Here is a 17,971-nt window from a genome sequence, read left to right as displayed (position 1 = left end):
CACGTGCTCTTATTGGCGCGGCGGCTGGGGCAAGCGTGGCGCCGGTACCGCAGCGTTGGGGCGGGTCGCAATAAAGGCCGCAATGACGCTGAAGAAAAGCGCCATTGCGGCCAGTAGCCAAGGGTTGGCTCCGCTTAACCATAGCGTGGTAAAGCTCGCGCCCAGCAGCACGTAAGCCGTCAGCTTGGCGCGGGGCGGAATGGCGCGCTGCTCGCGCCAGGCATGGAGGTAAGGGCCAAAACGCGGGTGGCCAAGCAGCCAGTTGGCCAGCCGGGGCGAGCCTTTTGTTGCCGCCCAGAGAGCAAGCAGCAAGAACGGCGTGGTGGGTAGCAGCGGCAGCACAATACCTGCGGCGCCAAGACCAATACAAAGGTAAGCCAGTGCGCACCAGGCAATGGATGAGAAGCGCATGGTTATCTCCCTTCGTCATACCGCTACTGCGTTACATGGCGGCAAGCCACGAAAGCGCGCTGTGCTGGTTGGCAGCGCCCAGAATGTAGGCAAATACGATGATCGCCACCGCAGCGAAAAAGGCGCGAATGGCGGGCGTTGCCCCGCGTTTGATGGCAATGGTGCCGAGCACGATATAAATCACCAGCGCTACGATCTTGGCGGCCAGCCAGCCCGGCAACGGCCAGAAGTTGAGCATCACGGCAAGCGCCACCCCGAAGGCCAGCAGCGCGGTATCAATAATATGCGGCGCGATCTTTACCCAGCGTGCGTTCAGTACGCTGTTTTCGCTGACCGACCAGAAGGCCCGCAGCACAAAGAAAATAATGCTCAGGTAGGCAGCGGTAACGTGGAGGTGCTTAACGGCAGTGTAGCTTTCCATGGATCAACGTGTCTCGATTAAAGCAGAAATGAAAGTGAAGAGGCGCGTTTTCCCGCCGGCCTCTGCGCCGGCGGTGTCATGCTGTCTCATCCTGATCGTCAGGCGTTATCCGGTTTTGCCGTCCGGCCGCGCGCTCAACAGGGGAACGGCATAGTACAGGATAAAGATAACGTAACTGATACACCACGCGATAATAACCAGGGTATACACCCAGTGGCTGGTTTGCGGGAACAGCCACAGCCACACGGAGCGCATCAGCGCGGCGAAGGCCATAAGGGCAAGCGCTACGCCAATACCCGGAAGCGTGCGAATCGTGCGCCCGGTATGTCCAAGCGATACGCGTGACATCATCGCCAGCATCATGGTGCCCATGCCGCCAATGGCCAGCGCGTGCAGCGCGGTTTCGACCCGTTGTCCGGTTCCAAGCTCCACGGCCCACATGAAAAGCCCCAGCGGAATAAACGCATAGCTCAGGTGAAGCCCCCACAGCAGTGGTTCTTGCAGGCCCTTTGCGCCTTTCCAGCGCGCCAGCCGCCAGGCATTGGCCACGCTTGCCAGCAGCAAAAACGGCACCATTAACACGTGAGCAACACTCATGCCCAGCGCCGCCGCTGCCTGCAGTATCACGGCGACCGCCAGTGCGCCAAGACTCGAGATTTCCAGAAAACGCAGGCGCTCGGGCTGGGCAAAGCCGAGTTTCATGGACGTGAAAAAAGGAATTACGCGGCCGCCAAGAAGCGCCATCAACAGAGCAATCAAGAGCATGGCCGCATGGCTTGCCTCGCGCATTAAAACGCCGTCACCGCTTATGGCACCGGCATGCATGCCCGCATTGGCACAGGCCAGCAGCAGTAAAATCGGCACAAAACCCAGGTTGCGCCACATGCGTACGGCAACAACGCGCCTGGCCATGGCAAACGCGGCGGCGGGAAGAAACGCCACGTCGACGATTAATAGCAGCGTCGGCGGTAATGATCCGCCATAGGCCAGCAGTAAGCGTGCCGCGAGCCATAGCGCGGCCAGCGCGAACAATGGCCATCCGCTAAGCCCGGGCCGGCCTGTCCAGTTTTGTACGGCGGTCAGCAAAAAGCCGACGATAATGGCGCTGCCAAAGCCAAACAGCATTTCATGGGGGTGCCACCACAGCATGCCGCCGTAGGGGGCAAGCCACAAATTGCCGTGCCAAAAAGCTAACCAAACCAGCATGGCCAGCACGCTGAACACAGCGCCAAGCAAGAAGAAAGGGCGGAAGGCCAGGCGCATGAGCGGCAGGCGGTGCTGCAGAGAGGTATCCTTCATGGGGCTATTCCTGACGGTTTTACTAGGGATTATCTCAGCATACGAGAAACGTGCGTCTAACGCATGACCTGCGTCAACGTGCTGCAGCAAGGGCCGGTCAGCCAAGCAACATGAAATGTTGAGAAAAAGCTGAAAAAACGTGAAAACCTCGAAGTCAAACTAGCAATTAGTGTTGCCTTGCTTATGCTGGCCTGTGCGTTAGAAAGCGCCAGGGAATCTACAATATTTTGCGATATTGTATACAACGCCATAAAAGGCGAGGCGCGATGCTCAGCAGGAGGCCATATGCAGCATGTTTCATGTGTTTTGATCGAAGATAGCCCAAGCGATGCTGATGTGGTTCAGCGTTTGCTGCAGAGTGACAAGAACGCTTTTTCATTTACCCATGTAGCAAGTCTTGCGGCATTTGCCGTGGTGCTGGAAGGCAACGCGCCGCCCGATGTGGCGCTGCTGGATCTGAGTTTGCCCGGTGCCAACGGCGTGGACGCCGTTATCCAGTGCCGCGAACTCAATCCGAATGTTCCCATTGTGGCGTTGGCTGACCACGACGATATCAATCTGGCTACCCGGGCGCTGGCCGCCGGCGCACAGGAGTGTCTGGTCAAGGATGAGCTGGATGAGCGTACGCTATCGCGCGTGGTACACCATGCCATCATCCGGTGTCGGCTTGAGCAACAGCGAGTTATATCGGAAGCGCGTATCCCGCCTAATTCACCGGGCTGAGACAGAAAAGAAGATGGCGAGCAGTTTCTCTTGTAGAATCAAGATGTTCCTGAACGAACACAATTCAAGAGGACCACTCGCCATGGGTGAAAGCTTATCCCCCTGGACCCCGTCATGCAACGGGTCCATCCGCGTCGAGCTCAGCGGCCATCGCACCACCAGCGACAGCGGTGCTTTGCTGTTGCGTGAAGCCCTCGACAACAGCGGCATGATCGATGCGCTGGACGACCATCTGGTCGATCACCGCGACCCGGATCGCGTCCGCCACTCGTTAGCCAGCCAGCTGCGTACCCTGGTGCTGCAGCGTTCGATGGGCTGGATCGACCTCAGCGATACCGATACGCTTCGCCGTGACCCGCTCTGGCAGCTAGCCTGCAGTGATGCCCGCGGGACAACGCCGTTGGCTCAGGACCGGCCATCTCAAGCGACGCTGTCGCGGCTGCTGACGTGCCTGGGCCGCGACGACAATATCGATACCGTGCATGAGGGCCTGCTGCGGCTGGCGGTCTGGCGACTGACCTCGCTGAACGGCGGCGAACGCCCCGAGCATCTGACGCTGGACATCGACGGCTTGCCGATCGACGTTCACGGCCACCAGGGCGGTTCGGCGTTTCATGGACTTTACGGGGCCAGAATATACTCGCCTTTGGTGGCCTCGCTGGCAGAGACCGGCGACATGGTGGGCGGCCTGCTGCGTGAAGGTAACGCCGGCCCAGCCGAGAATGCCGATACCTGGATCCCACATCTGGTGCGGCGACTCAACGAGAGCACCGGGGCCAAGGTCAAGGTGCGCATCGACGCCGGCTTCACCGACAACGACACGCTTGAGGCGCTGGAAGATCGCGACATCGAGTATCTGGGCCGGTTGCGCAGTCATACGGGCCTGCAGACACTGGCAGCGCCACATCTGAAGCGGCCACGCGGCCGGCCCCCCGAGCAACCTCGGGAATGGTGCCATGACCTGGCGTACCAAGCCGGTACCTGGCCGGCGCCGCGGCGCGTGGTGCTGGTGGTACAAGAGCGGCCCGATGATCTGCTGCTGCATGCCTTCTTTTTGGTCACCAATCTCGGCAAGTTCGACTGGCCGCCGGAAAAGGTCCTGGCGCTTTATCGCAAGCGCGGCAGCGCCGAAGCCCACATGGGCGAGGTGAAGTCGTCGCTCGATATGCATCTCTCCTCGACTGATCGCGGTGTCTCCACCGTCCAGGACGTCATGGCCCGCAACGAGGTAAACCTGCTGCTGACTCTCTGCGCTTATCAGGTGCTACACGGGCTGCGTTGCCTGTTGGAACGACAGACCCGGCAGGGCTGGAGCCTGAAGCGGATGCGCGAGCAGGTGCTCAAGGTGGCCGCCACGCTGACAGTGCACGCCCGGCGTATCACCGTGCACCTCGGCGATGCCGCCGACAAATGGTGGCCATCCTTACTGAAGGGGTTGCCGCGGCTGACGGCATTGACCTGACACGTCGCATTACTCAGCCTTTTCCAGCAGACAAAACGGCCACTATGGAGGCCGACGACCACGGCTGCGCCGTCACTCGAAACCAATGAACTTCAGTTATAAATATCACGGCATTGATACGATAAAGCTATGTGCTAATCGGCTACTCAGCGACCGTATGACATAAAAGCCGGTCGGTCCCGGTCACCACGGGACGTAAAACGCTCGTTCGGCGTCCTGATGAATAAGGCGGGCGTATGGCAGCCGCGCTGGAAGGTGGCCGACTCGGCGTCTGGGACTGGCTGCTGTCAGACGACACTTTCACCGGTAGCGCGCGCCATCTGGGGCATCTGGGCTTTAGCCCCGACGATATCTATCTGCCTCGGACGGCTGAGCAATGGCTGATGCGAACGCACCCTGAAGACATCGGCCGGCTACAGCAGGCGGTCAAACAGCATCTTGACGGGGCAAGCCCCCGCTATCAGTGCGAGTTTCGTGCCAGGCACCGGGACGGCCACTGGGTATGGCTGTTTGAATCCGGCCACGTCATCAGCCGCGATGCCAACGGCCGCCCGTTGCGTATGGTGGGCATGCAGCAGGACATCAGCGAACGCAAGTCCATGGAGGAATGTCTGGCGCGGCTGGCCTTTCACGATGAGCTGACGGGTCTGCCCAATCGACGCAGCTTCATGAGCACCATGGATCGGGAATATGGACGCATCAAGCGCCAGAAAGATTACCCGGCCTGCGTGCTTATGCTGGATATTGATCACTTCAAGCGGGTCAACGACGGCTACGGGCATGCCGCCGGGGATTTGGTACTAGCCGAGCTGGGCAAGACCATGGCCGGGCAGCTGCGTGAAACTGATGTGTCCGGCCGTCTGGGCGGAGAAGAATTTGCCGTTGTGCTGGCAGATACCTGCCTGGACGATGCCATTGGCGTAGGCGAGAAAGTGCGCAAAGCAATAGAAGATATGCGCGTGAACTGGCAAGGCACGCATGCGCTGAGTGTTACCACCAGCGTGGGCGTTGCGCAGCTACTGGCGACAGACGCGCGGCCTGACGGTGCGCTTACCCGAGCGGATGTGGCGCTTTATACGGCCAAGCAAAACGGACGTAATCGCGTCTGTCATCTTGAAGCGTCTCACGCCGCTGAGGTGGAGCCGGGCGCCAGTCATCAAGCCTCGGCGAGCCTATAGAGTGGTTGATTTGACGGAGTCTAGACGACTGGTCTATTATGATTGGCATGAAGACGAACGACACACGCAATCTCATCATTCAGGCAGGCGCTGACCTCATCGGCATGAAGGGCTTTGGTGCCACCGGTATCAATGGCATTCTCACTGCTGCCGGCGTACCCAAAGGGTCGTTTTATCATTACTTCAGCAGCAAGAATGACTTCGGCCTTGCGATCATTGACACCTTTGCCGAGGAGTACGAGGCGAAGCTGGACCAGATTCTCAATGACAGTAATCTTTCCTGCGTTGAGCGCCTGCGCGCCTACTTCGATATCGGCTTTGATAACATGGCCAACTGCAACTGCGCTCGTGGTTGTCTGATTGGCAACTTGGGTCAAGAGTTGGCGGGGCAAAACGAGATATTCCGTATTCGGCTGGATAATGTGTTCTGTGCCTGGGAAAAACGCTTCGAGCGCTGCATTGCCGAGGCACAAACGGCCGGCGACATCGAGGCGAGCATTGATCCTTCAGATGCTGCCAGTTTCCTGCTCTCCGGCTGGGAAGGCGCCATCCTGAGAGCCAAAGTGGTGAAATCAACAGAACCGATGGAGCGGTTTGTTCGCGTATTTTTCAAGCAGTGCCTTGGCACCGGCTAACATTTTTTCGCCAAGATACTAGTAGACTGGTCTATTTAGCTATTAACTCATCCGCGAAGAGTCATGTTTTATGAGCAACCAACAGCATAATGATCCGTTATTTCAGCCCTTCACGATGGGCGACCTTACGCTGCCTAACCGGGTCCTGATGTCTCCTCTGACCCGTTCGCGCTCAAGCCAACCGGGCGATATCCCGAACGACATGAACGTGCACTACTATCAGCAGCGGGCCAGTGCCGGACTGATCCTCAGTGAAGCAACGCAGATTTCCCCCCAAGGCAAAGGCTATGCCTTTACACCGGGCATCCACTCTCAGGAGCAGGTTAACGGCTGGAAGAAAGTGACCGGCGCTGTCCACACGGCGGGTGGCCGCATCCACATGCAGCTATGGCATGTGGGGCGCATTTCCCATCCGGAACTGCAGCCGAACGGCAACCTGCCAGTCGCCCCCTCCGCGATCAAGCCGGAAGGTGCCAAGACCTTCATCAGTGCCGATTCCGGCATGGTAGATGTCCCTGAGCCCCGGGCACTGGAATCCGCCGAAATGGCCGGTATTGTTGAGCAGTATCGCCAGGGCGCACTGAACGCGCAGGAAGCCGGGTTTGATGGCGTTGAGGTTCACGCCGCCAATGGCTATCTGCTGGACCAGTTCATCAAGAGCGGCAGCAACCACCGCACCGACGAGTTTGGTGGCTCGCTGGAGAATCGCCTGCGCCTGCCGCTGATGGTGATCCAGGCCGTCATTGATGTGTGGGGCAAGGACAAGGTGGGCGTGCGTGTTGGCCCAACCGGAAGCTTCAACGGCATGTACGACGACAACCCGACCGAAACCTTCACCGCCTTTGCCAAACACCTGAACGACCTGGGCATCGCTTATCTCGAGGTGGTTGAGGATTCCTTCCAGGGTAATCACGCCAGCGGTCGGCCGGAAGACATTATCGATGCGATCCGCGCTGTGTATAAAGGCACTTACATCGCCAACGGTGCCTACACCGCCGAGGAAGCTCGCACACGCATCAGCGAGGGCCTCTGCGACCTGGTGACATTCGGTCGGCCGTTTATCGCCAACCCTGATCTGCCCGAGCGCTTTTGCCAGAATGCGCCGCTTAACGAGTGGGATGACAGCACCTTTTACGGGGGCGATGAGCACGGCTATACCGATTACCCCACACTCGAAGCGCTTGAAACCAACGCTTGATCAGCATTTTTTAATCCATGCAGGAGAAAGACCATGAGCAACGTCAACGATCCGATTAACAGCAAGATTGTCATCATCACCGGTGCCAGCAGCGGTCTGGGCGAAGCCACCGCCCGGCGCTTGGCAGAGCGTGGCGCCAAACTGGTGCTGGCAGCACGCAGGGAAGACCGCCTGAAGTCTCTGACCGAAGAGCTGACGGCAAAAGGTGCGGAAGTCACGTGGCAGGTGACCGATGTTACCGATAGCCAACAGGTAGAAAGCCTGGCGGCATTGGCCAAGAAAACCTTCGGCCGTATCGATGTGTTGATCAACAACGCTGGCCTTATGCCACTGGCACCGCTGGATGCCCTGAAGGTAGACGAGTGGGAACAGATGATAGACGTCAACATCAAGGGCGTTTTGTACGGCATTGCGGCAGTACTGCCGACCATGCGCGAGCAGCACAGCGGGCACGTGATCAATTTGTCCTCAGTCGCCGGGCACAAAGTGTTTCCGGGCGGTGCGGTCTATTGCGCTACCAAGTACGCCGTCAAAGCTCTGTCAGAGGGGCTACGTATGGAGGCCGGTGACGAAATTCGCAGCACCAATATCTCGCCGGGAGCGATAGCCACCGAGCTAACCAGCACCATCACCGATCCCACTGCCGCCGAAGCAGCGGAAGAGCTTTACAAGGTGGCAATCGACGCCGATGCGGTTGCTCGCGCGATTGTCTACGCGATTGAGCAGCCGCAAGACGTGGATATCAATGAGATTATCCTGCGCCCTACGGCCCAGGAGATGTAAGCCTGTTGTCAGGTTGAAGTATGTGCGGGCGCTGACCCAGTTGGCGCCCGTTACCTTTTCCCGGCATAGCCTCAGTCTCATGGCGTTGCCGTCCCGGCGTGGAAATCCCCGTCCGAATTGGACAAGGATGAGGTCAAGGCGCGGTAGAACGCATGCGGCGGCGTAGTATGGGGCCGACCATGTACGGCAATAGAAGCCCAATACCGGCAAGCGCCCAGAGGCTGATGGCAAGACCGCTGCTCCATAGAACCGTCCAGTCACCGTCGGCAATATCCAGCGCGTGACGCAGGTTCTTTTCCATCTCCGGCCCTAAAAGCAGGCCGAGGATGACCGGTACCAGCGGTATTTCGAGTTTGCGTAATACATAGCCGGCAGCGCCAAAGGCGACCATGAAGTAAAGATCAAAGGTGGTGTTGCTGATGGAATAGATGCCCACGAATGCGACCATCGTGACGACCGGCAGCAAGTACATCGGTGGCACCGAAAGCAGTTTGACGAAAATCCCTACCAGCGGAATATTCAGCAGCAAAAGCAAAAAATTGCCGATCAAAAGCGCAGCGATAACGCCCCAGACAACATCGGCGTGTTGCGTGAACATCAGTGGGCCGGGCGTAATGTTTAATGAAATCAGCAGCGCTAGCAGTACGGCCGTGGTGCCGCTTCCGGGGACGCCCAGCGTGAGCATGGGTACCAGCGCACCGCTTGAGGCACCGTTATTTCCGGCTTCGGGAGCGGCCACGCCGCGTGGGTCGCCTTCGCCGAAATAGCCCTTTTTACCCACTATCTTTTTTTCCAGTGTGTAGCCAATAAAGCTGCCAAGCGACGCGCCGGCACCGGGGAGCACGCCGGCAATAAATCCGAGTACGCCGCCGCGGAGACTGGAGGGAATGATCGCTTTGATATCAGCAAAGGACAGCGAGAGTTTGTTGATGACCATCTTGGGGGTGCCGCCATTGGCGCGTGCCTCGATAAAGAACAGCAACTCCGAAATGGCAAACAGGCCGACAATGGCAATAATGAAGTCGACGCCTTCGTAAAGTTCAAGCACACCGAAAGTGAAGCGCTGTACGCCGGTGTTATCAATGCCGACCGTTGCAATCATCAGACCAATACACGCAGCCACGATAGTTTTGACGGGGTTTTTGCCGGTAATGCCGCCAAGCGTGGCAAACGCCAGCAAAAACAGCGCAAAATATTCGGCGGGGCCAAAGGTCAGGGCAAACCTGGCGAGCAAGGGGGCCAGCAAAATCAGGCCAATGGTCGCGACCAGGCTGCCGATGAACGAGGCTACTGCTGAAATCGCCAGTGCTTCGGCGGCCTTACCCTTTTGTGCCATGGGGTAACCGTCGAGGCATGTCATCATCGCCGGCTCGTCACCGGGAATGTTCAGCAGAATGGACGAAATGCGCCCCCGTACATGGCGCCGGCATAGACCGACGTCAGCATGATAAGCGCTGTTTCGGGCTGCAGCCCCAGCGAAAAAGCCAGTGGAATCAAAATGGCCACGCCGTTGGCTGGCCCCAGCCCGGGCAGGGCGCCGATCAGCGTGCCCAAAATGGCACCCAGCAGGGCAAACATCAGGTTGTGTGGCGCGAGTGCCACGCCAAAGCCGTCGATTAGAAAGCCGAGGGTCTCCATTAGCCCATCTCCCAGAAGCCCAACAGACCCAGCGGTAATGCCAGATCCAGCGCAAAGTTGAACAGCAGAAATACTACGACGCCGGAAATAAGGCCGGTCAGATAGGCGCGTACGGGCGTTGACCCCATGCGCCAGCAAAGCGTGCCGACGGCAAGCGTTGTACTGATGATGAATCCGAGCGGTGCCAGTAGCATGGCATAAAGCACTAACACGACGACGGCAATAATTAGTTCAACGCCGGTACGGTTCAGTGGCCAAGCGTTATCCGGGTCGGGGCGCACCACCAGATAAAGGCTGGATAACCCCAGAAGCCCCGCCAACAGCAGCGGGAACGTTTCGGGACCTACCGCGCCTGAACCGCCAAAGGGAGCGGGGAGCTGCGTGGCGCCCCAGCCGTAAGCCACGGCCAGGACAATCAGCAAAATACCGAGGATGCGGTCATTCAAACGCATTACTGGATCAGTCCGATATCTTTGGACAGCTGCTCGATCTCATCGATTTGATTGAGGACGAAGGTTTCAAATTCGCCGGCACTCATGTGAAACGGCATCAGGCCGTTGCGGGTCATTACCTGTTGCCATTCTTCGCTTGCGTAGATCGTATCCATGGCGTCGACCCAATAAGCCTTGGCATCGTCAGAGATGTCGGCCGGCATATAAAAACCGCGCCAGTTGGGGCCAATCGCATCAATGCCCTGCTCACGTGCGGTGGGAATGTCGCTGAACTCGCCGGGCAGGCGCTCTTCCGAAAGTACCGCAAGTACGCGTAAGTCACCGGATTCCATAAAGCCCTGGGCTTCAGAAATATCGCCGGTAAAGGCGTCAACGTGGCCGCCGACAACCTGAGTCATGGCCTCGCCGCCGTTGTTATAGGAGAGGTAGGGAATACGCGGCAGGTTTTCTACGTCAGCCGCTTTGGCGGCAATCAACACCTTGAGGTGATCCCAGCCGCCTTTGGCGCTGCCACCGGCAAACTTCACGTTGCGCGGGTTTTCCTTTAAAGCTGCCATTAGCTCGGGCAAGTCGTCGTACTCGGAACCTGAGGCCACCGCAATCACGCCGTAATCGGCACCCAGCGCGCCAATCCAGTTAACCATGCCGGCATCCAGGCCTGGAAACTGCCCCTGAGCCAGCCGCGTCGTGGTGGCCGTTGAGGCGGCAACCAGCACTTGCTCATCGCCTTCGCGCTTGCTGACGGTATGTGCGTAGGCAACCCCGCCGCCTGCGCCGGCCATATTGATGGTTTGTACGCTGCGCGGTACCAGGTCAAGCGTTTCCATGACGTTGCCAACGCTACGGCAGGTAAAGTCCCAGCCGCCACCCGGGTCGGCGGGAGCAATGCACTCCACTTTGCCTTCAGGCTCAAAGGCAAACAGGCTGCTGCTGCCCAGCGCCAGCATGGCAGTCGCGATAAGGGTTAACGGTGTTTTGCTGGCTGTTGTTTTGTTGAACATGGCGATGTCCTCACGATGATTCATGGTGTTGTTGGTTTTTTCAGCGTGCTGTTGGCGTTTCAACGTGGTTGTGACGGAGGGCGGCTTATCTTAAAGTTCTGTAAAGTAGAATTTGCGTTCTTCAGAGTAGAAAGCTAGGTAGCTTGATATGCTCGGTCAATGCTGTTCGGTGGGATTGCGACCAAAGTTTAGGGTAGCTGTTTTTGGTTGAGGAGGTGAGTTCCATGGCCAACGATAGGGTGGCAGCCGTCGAGCGCGCTCTGACGGTGCTGGAGGTATTTGACGACGCTGAGGAAAAATTTAGTTTGGCAACGCTTGCGCGGCGTACCGGCTTTTACAAAAGCACGCTGTTACGCTTGCTGGGCTCACTGGCTCGCTTTGGCTACGTACGCCGCACGGGGGACGGCACCTGGCAGCTGGGTGACACGCCCGGCCGGCTGGCACGTCGCCGACCTGATGACCAGGACGTTCTGGTACGGATAGAGCCTCGCTTGCAGCGGGTCGCCGCGCAGCTTGAGGAAACCGCTGCGTTGCTCGAGCGTACGTCGGAAGGCGTTGAATGCCGCTTGGTGGCGTTGCCGTCTCAGGCACTGCGGCATGACCTACATCCGGGAATGCGCTGGGCATGCGCCAACGCAGATGATCCGCGTCCGGTAATTCCCGGCGGTGAAATGTTGGCGGTCGTCCTGCTAGGCAGCCAGCCTGTGCGTTGGCTGTCCGTGTCAGGTCCGGCGGGGCGTGTGCCGGTAACGCGGGCGTTGGCGCTGCTGGAAGAAGCTGCCGCCATGCTGGGGGAGATGGCCTCACCGGCCGCTGTGTCGTCCTTGGTTTGACCCTTTGAAGACGCTGTGTCATGCAGAGAGTGCCACCGTCTTTTTTCCTTGCCTGACGTCCTTGCTTTACACTCAATATTTGTCTGTCTATCGGACGTAACGCCGCATGCTGGAATTTCTTCAAGGTTTCTCCTACGGGCTGTTTCTTTCCTGCCTGCCCTGGTTTTTGGTCGGTCTGGTTAGCCCGCGCCGTGCGTTGGGCACGCTGCGGCCTTCGCGTTGGCAGGTCGTTATCCGTTACTGGTTTGCCGTGCCTTTTCTGGCGGGGCTGTTGTGGCTGACCTCACTGTGGGGCGGCTTCGGGCCGTCCCTGGGCGGTTGGCTGGCGGGTCTCGTGGCGGTTGCCGTGGCGCTTCCTCTGGAACGCCGCTTGCGCGGCTGGTGGGGAAACCGCCAGCAGCGACGCCTCGACGCTCAGCACGAGCGTGACGTGGCTCAGCGTCAGGCGAAGCAGGCGCATGACGCCCGCGAAGCCGGGGAGGAAATCCTCGATCCGGATCATCCTCCGGCCAATGCGGACGCTGTGATTCTAGCGCTGTGTGATGCCAAAAAGCGTCTGTTAGCGGTCAAGCAGCCGGCTCTCGCCCAACAGGCAGATCGCCTTTATAGTCGCTATCGCAAGGCGATTGCGGTATTGCTGGAGCGTTTCGAGGTGGGCGAGCTTGCCTTTGAGCGCGCCCGCTCGCTGGTGGCGGAGGTGTGTTTTGTGGCGGTGGATAATCTGACCACGATGGCCTCTCAGGCGAGCGGCGTGGCGGGAGTGGACGGGAATCTTGTGCGCCAGCGACTGGCGCGTGAAGGCGATCGATTATCCCCCGCGGAGCGCCTGGCTCTGGAACGCCGCCTGGCGCTGGTGGAGGACACCCACCGACATTTGCGTGAACTCAGTGGCCGCAACGAAACTGCATTGACCGCGCTGGATAACGCGGCGGTGGCAATGGCCCGAGTGGATACTCGCCGTCCTCAGGCGTCCGTCAGCGCTGATCAAGCGCTGGGGGATCTGCAGCGCTTCGTGGCCCGGGCGGAACGTTATAGCCGTAGCCTTTAAGAACGAGCCTTGAGAACGGCCCTTGAGCTTTTATCCCCTTCCAGAAGGACGCTTCGACTTATGCCAACCCCGCAAGATCCCCACAACCCAGCGCTATACCTGCCGTCGACGGAGGAAGTTGCCGCCGATCTGGAGCGTAAGTCTTCCTCCTCAGAGGGAACGGCGAGCCTGCCGGATCAGGCCGAGCGTTTCGTGGCGGCGTTGTTGACACAGGGCAATGAGCGCCAGACCCAGCGCCGCCACGTGGACGAACTGGGCCGTGAGATCCAGCGTCAGGCCGCCTACCAGAGCGAACTGCTCAAGACCCCGATGCGTACGCTGGCCGAGCAGGGAGACGAAGGCGGGCCGGTGGCTCAGGCGCTAACCGGGCTGCGCCAGCGCATGCATGAACTCGATCCGCAGCGCCACCATCTGGCTCGGCGGGGTATCGATCGAATCCTGACGCTCATTCCCGGCATGAGCACCGGTCTGGAGCGCTATTTTCAGAAGTATGAAAGTGCCCAGCAGGCGCTGGATGCGATCATTCATGAGCTTGAAGCGGGCAAGGATCGGCTGGGGCGCGATAACCTGACCCTGGCGGATGATCAGCAGGCGCTGGAAGAGGCGGCGGAAAAGCTGCAGGAGCAGATCGAGCTGGGCCAGCTGATTGATCAACGTTTGGTGCTTAAAGCCGAAGCACTGCCGCAAGACGATGCCGAGCGCCGTTTTATCGAGGAGGAGCTGCTGTTTCCGCTGCGCCAGCGCATTGTCGATCTCCAGCAGCAGCTGGCCGTCAGTCAGCAGGGCGTGCTGGCGCTGGAAGTGCTCATTCGCAACAATCGGGAATTGATCCGTGGCGTGGATAGAGCCATCAACGTCACCGTTTCTGCACTGAGCGTGGCCGTGACCGTAGCGCTGGGGCTGGCCAATCAGCGGCTGGTGCTGGACAAGGTTGAGGCGCTCAATGCCACCACCGCGGATATGATCGCCGGCACCGCTCAGGCCCTGCGCCGCCAGGGCACGGAGATTCAGACCCGCGCCGGCTCGGCGATGCTCGACATGCACAAGCTTGAACAGTCGTTTGGCGACGTTATGGCCGCCATCGACGACGTCTCGCGCTATCGTCGCGAGGCGCTGCCGCGGCTGGCAGAGCAGGTCAGCCGTCTGGATACTCTTTCCCGTCAGGGCAGTGAAGCCATCGAGCGGGTGCAACGCAGCCGTGACGAGCGGCCGCCCCGGTGAAGCGCCTACTCTGCTTGCTGGTGCTGATCGCCATCGGTGTCGCTCTCGACAAGGGCGTCTGGGCGATTCCGCGACAATGGAGCCCCTTTGAGCCACTGCGTATTCAGGACCCGGTTACCCCGGTCACCGGCTGGAAGCTTACGTGGCTCAAGCGTGATCGTCAGGGGTGTCTGGCGGTGCTGGATACGCTGCCGGATAGCGCGCTCGAATATCAGGCGTTGGTGGATTATGTGCCGACCCCCAGCTGCCCGCTCACCAATGTGGTACGTCTGAACGCCAGCGGCGTGCAGTTCAACCGCAGCTTTGTGGCGACCTGCCCGCTGGCGCTGGGCTGGCTGATGTTTGAGTATCACACGCTGCAGCCGGCGGCCAGAAATCTTCTGGGCAGCCCGGTCAGTCGCGTCGAGCATTATGGCAGCTTCGCCTGCCGCAATATCTATGGTCGTGAAAATGCTCGGCGCAGTGCCCATGCGTCGGCAGAAGCGCTGGATGTGGCCGCTTTCACACTGGCAGACGGGCGGAGAATAAGCGTGCTTGACGATTGGCAGGAGGAAGGCAAGACCGGCCAGTTCCTGCACGAGATTCAGCGTGGCGCGTGTCGACGTTTCGCCACGGTACTGGGGCCGGAATATAATGCCGCTCATGCCAATCATTTTCATTTGGCCGTGGGTGGGTTCAGTTTGTGCCGCTAGGAAGCTGGCCATCCCCTATAATTTTCGCTCTGGAGTATGTGCCCTTGGAAACCGGACTGATGTATTCCGCCCTGGTATTTCTCGTCGCGGCGGTGGCGGTAGTGCCGCTGTGTAAAAAGTTAGGTCTTGGCGAAGTGCTGGGGTATCTGTTGGCAGGCGTAGCCATTGGCCCGGCCGCTCTTGGCTTGGTGAGCGATCCCGAACAGGTGCTGGGGTTTTCCCAGATCGGCATCGTTTTCCTATTGTTTATCATCGGTCTGGAACTCAAGCTTTCGCGGCTAAAGCTGATGCGCCAGGCGGTGTTCGTTTTCGGCGGCCTGCAGCTTCTCACCGCTGGCTTGGCCATCGCCCTGATTGCCTGGCTGTTGGGGCTGTCTCCTACGGCGGCGCTGATCGTGGGGTTTGGCCTGGGGCTGAGCTCGACGCCCCTGGTCCTGCAGCTGCTCGGCGAGGGCGGTGAGTTGCAGAGTCGCCAGGGCCGTTACGCTTTTTCCATTCTGCTGTTTCAGGACATGGCCACCATTCCGGTACTCGCGCTGATTCCTTTCCTTGGCGCCGGGGCGAACCTTGATGGCGATTCTTCGGCAATGATCAAGGATATCGTGCTGGGCGTCGGTGCCTTCGTCATATTGATTCTCTGCGGACGTTATCTGCTGCGCCCGCTGTTTCATCAGATCGCCCGGGTACAAAGCCGGGAGATGTTCCTTGCGGTTGCCTTGATGGTGGTGCTGGGAGCGGCCCTGTTGATGGAGAAAGCGGGATTATCCATGGCGCTGGGCGCTTTTGTTGCCGGCGTGCTGCTGGCGGATTCGGAATATCGCCCGGCCATCGAGGCGGATATTCAGCCGTTCAAGGGGCTGCTGTTGGGGCTTTTCTTCATGGCGGTGGGGATGACCGCCCAGATCGGCCTGTTGCTGGAAGAGCCACTGCGCATTCTGCTTCTCGTGCTGGGGTTGTTCGTCGTCAAATTCCTGATGCTGCTGCTGGCCACGCGGCTGTTTCGTCGGCCTTGGCCCGTCGCCTTGCGGCTCGGGGTGCTGATGGGGCACGGCGGTGAGTTCGGCTTCGTGCTGTTCTCCGCCGCGCTGGCCGCTGGCTTGCTTGAGGCGCCGCTGGTCAATACGCTGATCCTGATTGTGTCGCTTTCCATCGCACTCGCGCCGCTGATCAACGCGTTGGCGCTGCGTTCCGGCCTGTTAGCGCCAAAGAAGAAGCCGTCGCGTGAATACGACCAGCCCCAGCGCGTCGAAAATCAGGTGTTGATCATCGGTTTCAGTCGTTTCGGCCAGGTCGTCGGGCGGGTGCTGCAGAATTTGCAGATTCCTTTTACGGTGCTGGACAGCGACCCGGAACGGGTCGATTTCGTGCGACGTTACGGCCATCAGGTCTATTTCGGCGATGCCTCGCGGCTGGATCTGTTGGAGGCCGCCGGGGCAGAGCGCGCGTACCTGCTGGTGCTGGCCGTGAGCGATGTGGACGTCTCCATGCGGGTGGCGCGGCTGATTCGGCGACGTTTCCCCCGGGCCAAACTGCTTGCTCGGGCGCGGGATCGCTATCATGCCCAGCAGCTGATGCGCCTTGGCGTGTCTATCGTGATTCGCGAGCTGCTGCTGTCGAGTCTTGAAATGTCGCGGCGGGTATTGATGGAGCTAGGCGTCAAGGACGAGGTTGCCGAGCACACCATCGAGACCTTTTACCAACACGATGAGCGCACCCTGGCACAGCAGATGGAGACAACCCGCGAGACGCAACAGCTGGCGCAGAGTCACGAGCAGGCCAACCGGGAGTTACAGGAGCTTTTCCAAGCGGATGAGGAAAGCCTGACCCCGGGAACTCTCGAGGCGTCATCAACCCTCGACAAATCATCTCATCATCCATGAATGATTCGCGAGCTAGTTCGTCCGTATCAGAGCGTTACGTTTTTGGATGTGAGAAGCGTGCGCTACTCCATCGATCAGCTGGCATCGCTGACAGCGATTGAGGCGATGATGGTGCGAAACCGGCGGAGGCATTATGACAGCAGAAACCACATTACTTTATGTCTATTACGACGGCGCCTGCCCGATATGCCGGCGCGACCGTGCCCGCTATGAACGCTGGGCGGGAGAAACGGGAAAGTCGGTGATCTGGTGCGATTTTAACCAGTACACCGAGCACCTGCACTCGATTGACGTTGACCCGGACGCGGCGATGATGTCGCTGCACGTTGAAGACGCCAGCGGGCAGCTGTATGAAGGAATCGAGGCCTACGTGTTGCTGATGAAGCGCGTGCCGAGGCTACGTCCGGCGGCTTTTTTCATGGCGCTTCCCGGCGTCAACGGCGTGTTGACAAAGCTCTACCAGCGCTGGGTGTGCCGGCGGCTTGAGCGTGAAGGCCGCCTGCCGTAAAGCCCGGTTGCTCCGTCGACAACCAGGCAGGGTTGCTCACAGCCAATTGCGCATTTCGTGAGCATAGCAGGGTGGCGATGACGGCTCGCGGTCGGCTATGTCCTCTGCTTCGAGGGCTTCAAGTAGGATGGCACGTAGCTCGATCAGGTAAGAGTGTTCTAGTCGCCGCTCGCTGGTCAGCAGCGTTAAAGTGCCCTTGCGGGCATATACCATCAGCGGGAGTAGCGCCTCGCCGCTGTCGCGAAGATCGAGGCGATAGCGCGTCAGAAGCGACGTGTGACTGAGGCGCCCCTGGTCATATTGGCGATGTAGCCCGATAGAGGGGGCGGCTTCGGGATGCCACGCGGTCAGGTGTAGCGTGTCGTGGGTTTTCCCCCGGGGCCATAGCCGGTCGACCAGCACGCGGGCGCCGTCGTCCTGGCTGACCGGTGCATAAATACGCTTTAACTCAATCTGGTAGCTCACGCATTCCTCCCTTGCCAGTTGATAATTCGGTCAGGCTAAGCGTTATTTTATCAGTAATTCGCGAAAAAACTCGGACTTTTCAGGCAAGGAGAGATAGTGCAGCGTGATAGCGGTTGGTCTAGC

Annotated in this window: 18 protein-coding genes and 1 pseudogene; 12 read left to right on the top strand and 7 right to left on the bottom strand. The window is 59.4% G+C overall.

The annotated features are described in order from the left end of the window. Positions 1–9: 9 nt before the first annotated feature. The 3 genes from B5495_RS04045 to B5495_RS04035 form a co-directional block, all read right to left on the bottom strand. Complete coding sequence (locus B5495_RS04045; RefSeq protein ID WP_079551536.1) at positions 10–411, bottom strand: YbaN family protein; 402 nt, start codon at positions 409–411, stop codon at positions 10–12. A 31-nt stretch (positions 412–442) separates the two neighbouring features. Next, complete coding sequence (locus B5495_RS04040) at positions 443–832, bottom strand: SirB2 family protein (RefSeq protein WP_079551534.1); 390 nt, start codon at positions 830–832, stop codon at positions 443–445. A gap of 105 nt (positions 833–937) precedes the next feature. Beyond that, a complete protein-coding gene (locus B5495_RS04035; RefSeq protein WP_079551533.1) occupies positions 938–2,131 on the bottom strand; it encodes an NnrS family protein in 1,194 nt (397 codons plus the stop codon). A gap of 285 nt (positions 2,132–2,416) precedes the next feature. On the opposite strand from B5495_RS04035, the gene B5495_RS04030 reads away from it, so the two are divergent. The 6 genes from B5495_RS04030 (at position 2,417) to B5495_RS04005 (ending at position 8,110) form a co-directional block, all read left to right on the top strand. Then, positions 2,417–2,854 carry a response regulator gene (locus B5495_RS04030; protein WP_172824522.1) on the top strand — a complete coding sequence of 146 codons (438 nt, stop codon included), beginning with the start codon at positions 2,417–2,419 and terminating at the stop codon, positions 2,852–2,854. 43 nt (positions 2,855–2,897) lie between these two features. Continuing rightward, the gene (locus B5495_RS04025) at positions 2,898–4,316 is read left to right on the top strand and encodes an IS1380 family transposase (RefSeq protein ID WP_079550256.1); all 1,419 of its coding nucleotides are present in this window, start codon (positions 2,898–2,900) and stop codon (positions 4,314–4,316) included. Positions 4,317–4,552: 236 nt separating this feature from the next. Further along, a complete protein-coding gene (locus tag B5495_RS04020) occupies positions 4,553–5,494 on the top strand; it encodes a GGDEF domain-containing protein (RefSeq protein WP_079551529.1) in 942 nt (313 codons plus the stop codon). Between the two features lie 47 nt (positions 5,495–5,541). Continuing rightward, the gene (locus B5495_RS04015; protein WP_079554899.1) at positions 5,542–6,129 is read left to right on the top strand and encodes a TetR/AcrR family transcriptional regulator; all 588 of its coding nucleotides are present in this window, start codon (positions 5,542–5,544) and stop codon (positions 6,127–6,129) included. 70 nt (positions 6,130–6,199) lie between these two features. Then, positions 6,200–7,327, top strand: coding sequence for an alkene reductase (locus tag B5495_RS04010; protein ID WP_079551527.1), 1,128 nt, complete (start codon positions 6,200–6,202; stop codon positions 7,325–7,327). A 33-nt stretch (positions 7,328–7,360) separates the two neighbouring features. Then, positions 7,361–8,110, top strand: a complete 750-nt coding sequence (locus B5495_RS04005) for an SDR family oxidoreductase (RefSeq protein ID WP_079551525.1) — start codon at positions 7,361–7,363, stop codon at positions 8,108–8,110. 133 nt (positions 8,111–8,243) lie between these two features. Here B5495_RS04005 and B5495_RS04000 read toward each other — a convergent pair. The 3 genes and pseudogenes from B5495_RS04000 to B5495_RS03990 form a co-directional block, all read right to left on the bottom strand. Then, positions 8,244–9,748 (bottom strand): annotated as a pseudogene (locus B5495_RS04000) (tripartite tricarboxylate transporter permease). Then, positions 9,748–10,200 (bottom strand): tripartite tricarboxylate transporter TctB family protein, encoded by a 453-nt coding sequence (locus B5495_RS03995; RefSeq protein WP_079551523.1) that lies wholly within the window; start codon positions 10,198–10,200, stop codon positions 9,748–9,750. Before B5495_RS03995 ends, B5495_RS04000 begins: the two are co-directional and overlap by 1 nt. After that, entirely contained in the window at positions 10,200–11,201 is a 1,002-nt protein-coding gene (locus B5495_RS03990) for a Bug family tripartite tricarboxylate transporter substrate binding protein (protein WP_079554898.1), read from the bottom strand. Before B5495_RS03990 ends, B5495_RS03995 begins: the two co-directional genes overlap by 1 nt. A gap of 224 nt (positions 11,202–11,425) precedes the next feature. Here B5495_RS03990 and B5495_RS03985 point away from each other — a divergent pair, with 224 nt between their 5' ends. The 6 genes from B5495_RS03985 to B5495_RS03960 all read left to right on the top strand — a co-directional run bounded on the left by B5495_RS03985 (position 11,426) and on the right by B5495_RS03960 (position 17,383). Next, entirely contained in the window at positions 11,426–12,034 is a 609-nt protein-coding gene (locus B5495_RS03985) for a helix-turn-helix domain-containing protein (RefSeq protein WP_079551521.1), read from the top strand. Between the two features lie 106 nt (positions 12,035–12,140). After that, complete coding sequence (locus B5495_RS03980) at positions 12,141–13,082, top strand: cobyrinic acid a,c-diamide synthase (RefSeq protein WP_079551519.1); 942 nt, start codon at positions 12,141–12,143, stop codon at positions 13,080–13,082. Between the two features lie 60 nt (positions 13,083–13,142). Continuing rightward, positions 13,143–14,303, top strand: coding sequence for a toxic anion resistance protein (locus B5495_RS03975; RefSeq protein WP_079551518.1), 1,161 nt, complete (start codon positions 13,143–13,145; stop codon positions 14,301–14,303). Continuing rightward, entirely contained in the window at positions 14,300–14,995 is a 696-nt protein-coding gene (locus B5495_RS03970; RefSeq protein WP_079551516.1) for an extensin-like domain-containing protein, read from the top strand. Before B5495_RS03975 ends, B5495_RS03970 begins: the two co-directional genes overlap by 4 nt. A 44-nt stretch (positions 14,996–15,039) precedes the next feature. Next, complete coding sequence (locus B5495_RS03965) at positions 15,040–16,875, top strand: monovalent cation:proton antiporter-2 (CPA2) family protein (protein ID WP_154045207.1); 1,836 nt, start codon at positions 15,040–15,042, stop codon at positions 16,873–16,875. Between the two features lie 133 nt (positions 16,876–17,008). Further along, positions 17,009–17,383 (top strand): thiol-disulfide oxidoreductase DCC family protein, encoded by a 375-nt coding sequence (locus B5495_RS03960; RefSeq protein WP_079551514.1) that lies wholly within the window; start codon positions 17,009–17,011, stop codon positions 17,381–17,383. A gap of 36 nt (positions 17,384–17,419) precedes the next feature. Here B5495_RS03960 and B5495_RS03955 read toward each other — a convergent pair whose 3' ends face one another. Next, positions 17,420–17,848, bottom strand: coding sequence for a DUF488 domain-containing protein (locus tag B5495_RS03955; protein ID WP_079551512.1), 429 nt, complete (start codon positions 17,846–17,848; stop codon positions 17,420–17,422). Between the last annotated feature and the right edge of the window lie 123 nt (positions 17,849–17,971).

The sequence above is a fragment of the Vreelandella subglaciescola genome (genome assembly GCF_900142895.1).
GTDB lineage: Bacteria > Pseudomonadota > Gammaproteobacteria > Pseudomonadales > Halomonadaceae > Vreelandella > Vreelandella subglaciescola.
Note: the sequence above shows the minus strand (reverse complement) of the source record. Positions and strands in the feature narration are given on the sequence as shown.

Excerpts from the sequence above, each read along its gene's own strand:
- B5495_RS03985 (WP_079551521.1), top strand. The coding sequence starts at position 11,426 with ATGGCCAACGATAGGGTGGCAGCCGTCGAGCGCGCTCTGACGGTGCTG.
- B5495_RS04030 (WP_172824522.1), top strand. The coding sequence starts at position 2,417 with ATGCAGCATGTTTCATGTGTTTTGATCGAAGATAGCCCAAGCGATGCT.
- B5495_RS04040 (WP_079551534.1), bottom strand. The coding sequence starts at position 832 with ATGGAAAGCTACACTGCCGTTAAGCACCTCCACGTTACCGCTGCCTAC.
- B5495_RS03975 (WP_079551518.1), top strand. The coding sequence starts at position 13,143 with ATGCCAACCCCGCAAGATCCCCACAACCCAGCGCTATACCTGCCGTCG.
- B5495_RS03960 (WP_079551514.1), top strand. The coding sequence starts at position 17,009 with ATGACAGCAGAAACCACATTACTTTATGTCTATTACGACGGCGCCTGC.
- B5495_RS03980 (WP_079551519.1), top strand. The coding sequence starts at position 12,141 with ATGCTGGAATTTCTTCAAGGTTTCTCCTACGGGCTGTTTCTTTCCTGC.
- B5495_RS04020 (WP_079551529.1), top strand. The coding sequence starts at position 4,553 with ATGGCAGCCGCGCTGGAAGGTGGCCGACTCGGCGTCTGGGACTGGCTG.
- B5495_RS04015 (WP_079554899.1), top strand. The coding sequence starts at position 5,542 with ATGAAGACGAACGACACACGCAATCTCATCATTCAGGCAGGCGCTGAC.
- B5495_RS04010 (WP_079551527.1), top strand. The coding sequence starts at position 6,200 with ATGAGCAACCAACAGCATAATGATCCGTTATTTCAGCCCTTCACGATG.
- B5495_RS03990 (WP_079554898.1), bottom strand. The coding sequence starts at position 11,201 with ATGTTCAACAAAACAACAGCCAGCAAAACACCGTTAACCCTTATCGCG.
- B5495_RS04025 (WP_079550256.1), top strand. The coding sequence starts at position 2,898 with ATGTTCCTGAACGAACACAATTCAAGAGGACCACTCGCCATGGGTGAA.
- B5495_RS03995 (WP_079551523.1), bottom strand. The coding sequence starts at position 10,200 with ATGCGTTTGAATGACCGCATCCTCGGTATTTTGCTGATTGTCCTGGCC.
- B5495_RS04005 (WP_079551525.1), top strand. The coding sequence starts at position 7,361 with ATGAGCAACGTCAACGATCCGATTAACAGCAAGATTGTCATCATCACC.
- B5495_RS04035 (WP_079551533.1), bottom strand. The coding sequence starts at position 2,131 with ATGAAGGATACCTCTCTGCAGCACCGCCTGCCGCTCATGCGCCTGGCC.
- B5495_RS04045 (WP_079551536.1), bottom strand. The coding sequence starts at position 411 with ATGCGCTTCTCATCCATTGCCTGGTGCGCACTGGCTTACCTTTGTATT.